The following is a 6463-nucleotide window of genomic DNA, read 5'->3' as shown; positions in this document are numbered from 1 at the left end:
ATGTTGATGCTAGGAATAGCAAAACGGGTAAGTTGGATTTACTGGATGCTCAGCTGCATTGGGCTGAAAGTGTTCTTGAACCCGACTTTGTTACTAATGCAAGGGAATTTCGAGATCTTCAAATTGAAACTATCAACAACACCAAGGGCTTGAAAGATAAGGCGTCAAAGGAATACCACATTAGCAAAGCAGAGGGGCAATACCGTGGTCGGTTATACCAAGAAGCTGTAAGGCAGGATATAAACAAACACTTGTTTGAGCCTAAAGGGTTGCACGTAGCCTTTAGCTACGAAACCAGAGTTAAGAATGACATGGTTGCCGATACCAAAAAGCCAAATGACAAACGAAGAATGAACCGGGCCACTCATGCTGCTGAAGTGGCTGATAGGCTCGAAAAAGAAAATGCATTGAGGCAGGAAGAGAACCAACAACTTAGCTTTGAAAACGAGCTTCTTTCTGATGAAAAAGCAAAGCTAACCAAGCAAAACGAAACGCTTAAATCCAACAACGAAAAGCTTAAATCCAACCAAGAACTACTAAAAACCAATCAAGATGCATTAGTAACTAAGTGCAAAAAGATTAAGAAAGTTGGTGATGATAACCTTACCGAAATCAAACGGCTTGAGGCTATCAAGGCTGGAGAGCAAGAGGATCTACAGAACATAAGGAAAGAGGCTGCTTATCAGCAATCACGGGCTGATATTGCCGAATACAAACACTCAATCATGGAAAGAACCTTACCCCATCTGCAAGAGAAGATCGTTGAAGCTAAAGCTAGCCTTGATGAAGTCAACGCCGAGCGCCAATATGAGATTGATGAGGCTACGAGAATCATCAATGTTGCAAACAACGTTAGACCTATCCTAGAGAGCGCCAACGATGAACTATCTAAGTATGCGCGCATGTACGATAGAGACTCTAAAAGGAAAGCAGCACAGCAGTATAGCCAAGAGCAAGCAGCACGCGATATGGCGAGAGCTGCTAGGGAAGTGACAAGAGATGTTGCAAGTGAACTAACTGGCGTCATGACTCAAGAGGATGCATTTGTTACTGCGCTTCAAGCAGCATCAGAGATCTGCAAAAACACCATCAAGGACAATGTAGGCGCTGATTACGCCCCATATCTGGCGGAAAAGGCAGAGGACGAAATTAAACGGACAAGTACAACGATAAAGTTTTAGTTTTAAACCTTTGGAGGTGCTTTTAATGGCTACCTCCTTTTTTTTGATTTAGTAACATGGTAACAAAAATCTAACTCACTTAATTTAAGGCATTAGTTACTAATAAACTTGTACTTTTGGAGCCTTCACCAACCAAATTAAACCAACTTAAAATCCTTGGTTCGTTTTAGGTACTATATGTTAAATAGCCCCCAAATTGGCACAAAAAAGCCACCCGTAGGTGGCTTGTGCGTTAGTTACTACCCTTTGCCCGTTCTTGGGCTTTGGTGATTGTGTATGTGTCATAGCAAAAATCATTGCTATCGGTTTCTGCCCACATATCCGTTAACGCTGATTGTATGTCTGGATCGTTCTTATAATCCACATACTCCAAGTCGGCAAAACTTACCTCAACTGTAGTCCACAGCTTACCGTCAAGCTTCTGCTTGATTGCATCTTGAGTCAACGCCCCAAGGTAATCGGACACACACTCATACCAGTGATAATCATTTGATGAATCTCGATTACCACCTAACCAATGATCGTAACCTGCTTCATCCACAAGGTGGATTCCATCATCACTATCGTCAGGGATGTAAGCAGCAAAGCAAGGCTTTATGATTTCATCATCCTCGATATGCGTATCGAAGTATCCATCACTTATTGCGTTACCGTCCAGAGACAATCCATGCCCCTCTTCTGTCCAATTGCCCCTTGTAAAATCAAAGAGGTACATCGTCGTTGTTTTCATTTTCTGACCTTAATTAATTTTCGTTTTAAATCATTTTATCATGAGTGATTAGCGTTAGTTACTAATCCACTTTTAGGCTTTGAAAGTCATTTTTGCAAGCTCAAGAATCTCAGCTTCGGACTTTTCTGGCATACGATCTATGCACTTTGCTAAGTATTCTTCAAAAGTCTGCTTTGTTGGTTCTGGCTTTGGCGCTTTGGCAATCGCCACAGCTTGCTGTGCTGACTTAGCAAGTTCCTTGAATATACCCACCTCAGCAATGGATTTAGGTTCTTCGTTTTTCCGTTCTGGTGCGCCACCGACTAACTCATCAAGGCTCATGTAATCACCCTCACTTACTGGCTTTGGAGCTACTACAGGCTGTTTAGGTTTAGGTCTGCGCTTACCCTTTAAAGTGTCTTTGGCATTGGCAACGTTGTGCTTTTTCTGTATCTCAGGGTTTCCGCTTTTCTTCTTATTCTTAAAGTCCAGTAGGTCTTGAGATTCAACATGGAAGTTAAGCCCAACAACGTTACGCCCCTTCTTTTGCGTTGTAAGTTCAACGGAGACTCTTTCCCCTTCAACCTGATGCTTGTTAATCGCCTTCACAGCAGGTTTGAGCCACTTAAAGTTAAAATCTTTAAAGTTGCCCTCATAAGCTGTAATTCCACACTCAGCCCTAAAGTCTTCGACGCTGATTGCTATATCCTGCTTTGCGCCTTTGTTGTTGTTGAACTTTTTGATGATGAATTGCATCAATCCAAGTTCACTCACTGTTTTTCTGCATCTAAGCATTGCAACAGGAAATCTGGTGTAACCTAGACTCGTGAATACTTCTGTCAGCTTTATAAGGTAAGGCATAAAAGCAGGATTGATTTGCACGACAACTTCAGTAGTACCCTTAATGTTTACCTCAGTTACCAACGTAAATGTGCTGGTATTACTTCTCGTCCTACCTTGCGCCGTGTATGTTTCATAGCGCCTAGTCATGACGGTTTTAGCTACAGCCTCCGCAGCATTATTCATTTTTGTGTAACTAGCGCGGACGTTTGCATCCTCACCTTCCCAAAACCTGACATAGTCCGAGTAAGAGAATGAGAATCTGCATTCCTTCATGTTTTCCCTGTAGTAGTGGCTAACAGCTTCGAGCCATATTGCATCACTCATCAGCTCCAGATGCTCCGGTGATACATCAGGATACTCAATGGATATAATCGTGTCCCTAGCCTCATTAAGCCTTTCATTCAGCTCATCATCCACCATTGGGTTTAACGCAGATAGAGCAGATAGCACAAACTGTTGTTGCACTAGCGGTCCATTCATACCAATTACAGCGTTACTGATAGAAATAACAGAGTCTTTTTTCATTACAATCATGGTTCCTTTTTTATTCAATGTAATAACATATATCGAAACATGCAATACTGATTTCGATATATTGCTGTTTTTCTTCTACCTATTGCTGTTTTTCTTCTACCTATTGCTGTTTTTCTTCTACCTATTGCTGTTTTTCTTCTACCTATAACTCTCGCAGCCCTTATGTGGCGCGGTCTCCGAGTTCCGTAAACAAGTCTTTAAACAAGAAAAAACAAGATATAAAGTAAATCGCCCTTCGGTTGATTCACCAAAAGATCCTTTTTTCTTTAATTCTTAAAAGAAGATCCAACACGTTATAGACACGAACAGGTATACATAGTCGATTGCTGAACAGTGATACGTATAGCTCTCTTGCTTAGTAGAAGAAAAAGAACGATAGCTTTACCATCTCCACTCACATGTGGGCTTATAACGAGCTGTAAGCGCGCATATGAGCTTGCTAGGGACAAACCCCCACCAACACACTCCAAGTCTCTTTAAACCCGCTAGGGAGCTTTCAGAAGCCTTATATTGAATACAGTGAAACCATTTGAGATGCGGCAGGACGCATCAAAGTCATCCGTTAATTTAAGGTGGAGAAGTTACTGTAATCCTTCTACCTATTAGCAGTAACTACCTGACCTTAAAGGGTTTTTAGTGTTAACTTTTTAAACATCAAAGTTACTGTTTTTGCTCCACCTATCCATTTCAAGATCCCGTATTTACTGTAATCCTTCTACATATAGTCAGTAAGTGACTGTTATGTAAGGGCTTTACTTCCTGAGATCTTTAACCCTATTGAGTGTAGACACTGACTTAGCGATGATGGTGGAGCTATCATCACTAAATCAGCGCCATAGCATTAGTTACTCACTCTTTTCTAGGGCGCGTTTGATGTAGAAAGCCATGTGAGAACCAATATATGACTCGATACTGCTGTCCTTTTCATAATCCTCTCCATTAGGCAATCCATCACGCACAGCAACACTCAGCGCCTCAGCACCTAGATTTAGTAGCAGCTCCACCAATTCACCTTTAGGCAAGTTAATACCTAGCTCCTTGGCGCTTTTAACCCCGTCTTCCACGGCATACTTAGCAGTACCAGTCGTTTTGATTACACCTTGCTTGTAAGTGGAGCTTTTTTTAACCCTAAGAGCGTTTAAGTACCTTTTGTAAAAGGGCTTACCAAGCACAGTCATAAGCTTATCAGCAGCTTGACGCTTATCATCTTCATCGAAGAGTCCAACATCTTCAAAATCGTTGAGATGCTTTTGTATCAAGGCAAACGCATTACCATGCTCCTTTATAACAGCATGTCGGTTGTTACCATGAGCCTCCACAAAGCTCTTAGCTAACCCCTTGTCTTCCTTGATTATTCGCGCCTTTATGTACTCAGAAAGCCCTTTAAGCTCCTCATACTCCCACCCTTCCACAGCTCTGTTTTTAAAGATGTACGTCACCTCTGGTCTAGCTTCTGCTACTTCGATTTCGATTTGATCAGTTGATTTAGTCATTGTTGTATCTCCTTGTTTGTATACATACATAATAATGCATTAGTAACTAATGCTCAATAGGGTAGGGTAAAATAAATTAGTTACTAATGGTATTTTGTGACAAGTACCACATTTTGGTGTAGTGTATATCGTGATGTGTGTACTGAATACACAGATATTAAAAATTAATGTACGGACAAAAATATGACTTCAAAATTAAAGACTGTACGGACAAAAGTTACTAAGTCCGAGAGGGTTGAATTTCGTTGTACAACAGCGTTTAAAGCTGCTTTAACGGAGATAGCAGAGCTTAATGGTGTGACAGTTACGGCTCTTGTTGAAGGGCTTTGTACGGACAAGATACAGGAGCATTTTAGAAAAGTGTCCGTACAGAATGTAGAGCAATTAGTTGCTACAGAACCGACACCAAAACCCATTGCTGATACACCTGTAGATACACCCAAGATCGCCCATACAAACGACTATGAGGCTGAAATTGAGCGTATGCTTGTCGAACGTAAGTCGGTGGAGGACACCATTGATTGGCTTAATGCCAATGGCTATAAGCCACAAAGATCGGATCGCTTTAACAAGAACAACGTTCGCGCCATACGCAAACGCCTAGAGCAAAAGCGCGCAAATGCCTAAGCATTTGTTGAAGTACACAAACCCCGTTCCCTGCTTAAAATCTTGCGTGGTTTGCCCTGCAAACTGACTCAGATTTCGCGTACGGTCACGCAATTTGTATACTTAAAGCAAAGAGTTACCTCTTTTGCTTTATTCGCCCCACAATCTCAATATCCTAAAGGGATATATGTGGATCTGGCGAATGTTCTAGAAACCCGCTATTAGTTTCGTCCCCACTTTTTTATGCTTCGCAAAAAGTGAGACAAAACTGCGGGCGATTGCATCGAGCTTGGTAACTCCACACACATAATTAGTTACCATGAAAGATGTATCATTTCTCCACCGTGTTACCAACTTCTCAAGCAGTGGTAAACACAATTCCAAAACATTACGTGGATACGTATTTCACGATCTACGTATCTTACTGACTCAAGAAAAAACGATGTCTTTCGATTCTCAAATGACAAATGAGAATCTGATCTGGTACAGGGACAAAAAGCCCATGTCTTTCGACAAGATGAACCCTGACAACAAAGAGGCATTGCACCAAGCCATAACCAGACCTATGCATTTGTCGGACAGGATTCCCGACAACTCCAAGCTCAAAAAGGCTATTCACAAAGTGCAAAAAGCACTAAGCAAGATCCGCAATAACTTCATCAATTACAAAACTGATGATGCAAAGGAACGTGAGTTTTGGAATGGTCTTGCAACACTGGATGCAACACCAGAAAAAGCCCTTGAAGCTAGGGAACAATGGAAGTCCGAGTTTAGCCATGCAAAGCGCTTTGCGCAGAAGAATAAGCAAATCACTAGCCTTGCAGACAAACTGCAAGAACTGCAAGAGCTGCAAGACAACGATTTACAGGATGAAAGAGGGTTGAATCTTGCAACTAGAATCCAAGCTCAACTCTACAAAATGCCTTTGCGTAATGCCGTTAACGAAGAGACTGTAAGTGTTGAGGATTACAACGAATACCTCAGGGACTTTTATGATCGTTGCCTACCTGAATACACCATCATTGCCACTGTGGGACACAAGGACGAAAGAAGTACAGACCCTAAACATAACGGAGCAGGGGATCACCTTCACGCCT

The 6463-nt window shown here is 41.7% G+C and carries 6 protein-coding genes; 3 read left to right on the top strand and 3 right to left on the bottom strand.

Annotated features, from left to right (window positions below; genetic code table 11):
* Window positions 1-1181 (top strand): hypothetical protein (locus ACXAGQ_RS29020; RefSeq protein WP_475258718.1); only part of this gene is annotated, 1181 nt, incomplete at its 5' end.
* 232 nt (window positions 1182-1413) lie between these two features.
* Here the strand turns inward: ACXAGQ_RS29020 and ACXAGQ_RS29015 are convergent.
* The 3 genes from ACXAGQ_RS29015 to ACXAGQ_RS29005 form a co-directional block, all read right to left on the bottom strand.
* On the bottom strand, window positions 1414-1911 hold the full coding sequence (locus ACXAGQ_RS29015) for a hypothetical protein (RefSeq protein WP_475258717.1): 498 nt from the start codon (window positions 1909-1911) through the stop codon (window positions 1414-1416).
* Window positions 1912-1983: 72 nt separating this feature from the next.
* A complete protein-coding gene (locus tag ACXAGQ_RS29010; RefSeq protein WP_475258715.1) occupies window positions 1984-3258 on the bottom strand; it encodes a replication initiation protein in 1275 nt (424 codons plus the stop codon).
* An 854-nt stretch (window positions 3259-4112) separates the two neighbouring features.
* Window positions 4113-4760 (bottom strand): hypothetical protein, encoded by a 648-nt coding sequence (locus tag ACXAGQ_RS29005; RefSeq protein WP_475258713.1) that lies wholly within the window; start codon window positions 4758-4760, stop codon window positions 4113-4115.
* Window positions 4761-4943: 183 nt separating this feature from the next.
* Here ACXAGQ_RS29005 and ACXAGQ_RS29000 point away from each other — a divergent pair, with 183 nt between their 5' ends.
* A complete protein-coding gene (locus ACXAGQ_RS29000; protein WP_475258712.1) occupies window positions 4944-5387 on the top strand; it encodes a hypothetical protein in 444 nt (147 codons plus the stop codon).
* Between the two features lie 421 nt (window positions 5388-5808).
* Window positions 5809-6463 (top strand): hypothetical protein (locus ACXAGQ_RS28995; RefSeq protein WP_475258710.1); only part of this gene is annotated, 655 nt, incomplete at its 3' end.

It is taken from the genome of Photobacterium sp. ABD4_091 (genome assembly GCF_056160145.1).
The sequence above is the reverse complement of the archived record's forward strand: the minus strand, read 5'-3'. Positions and strand labels throughout refer to the sequence as shown.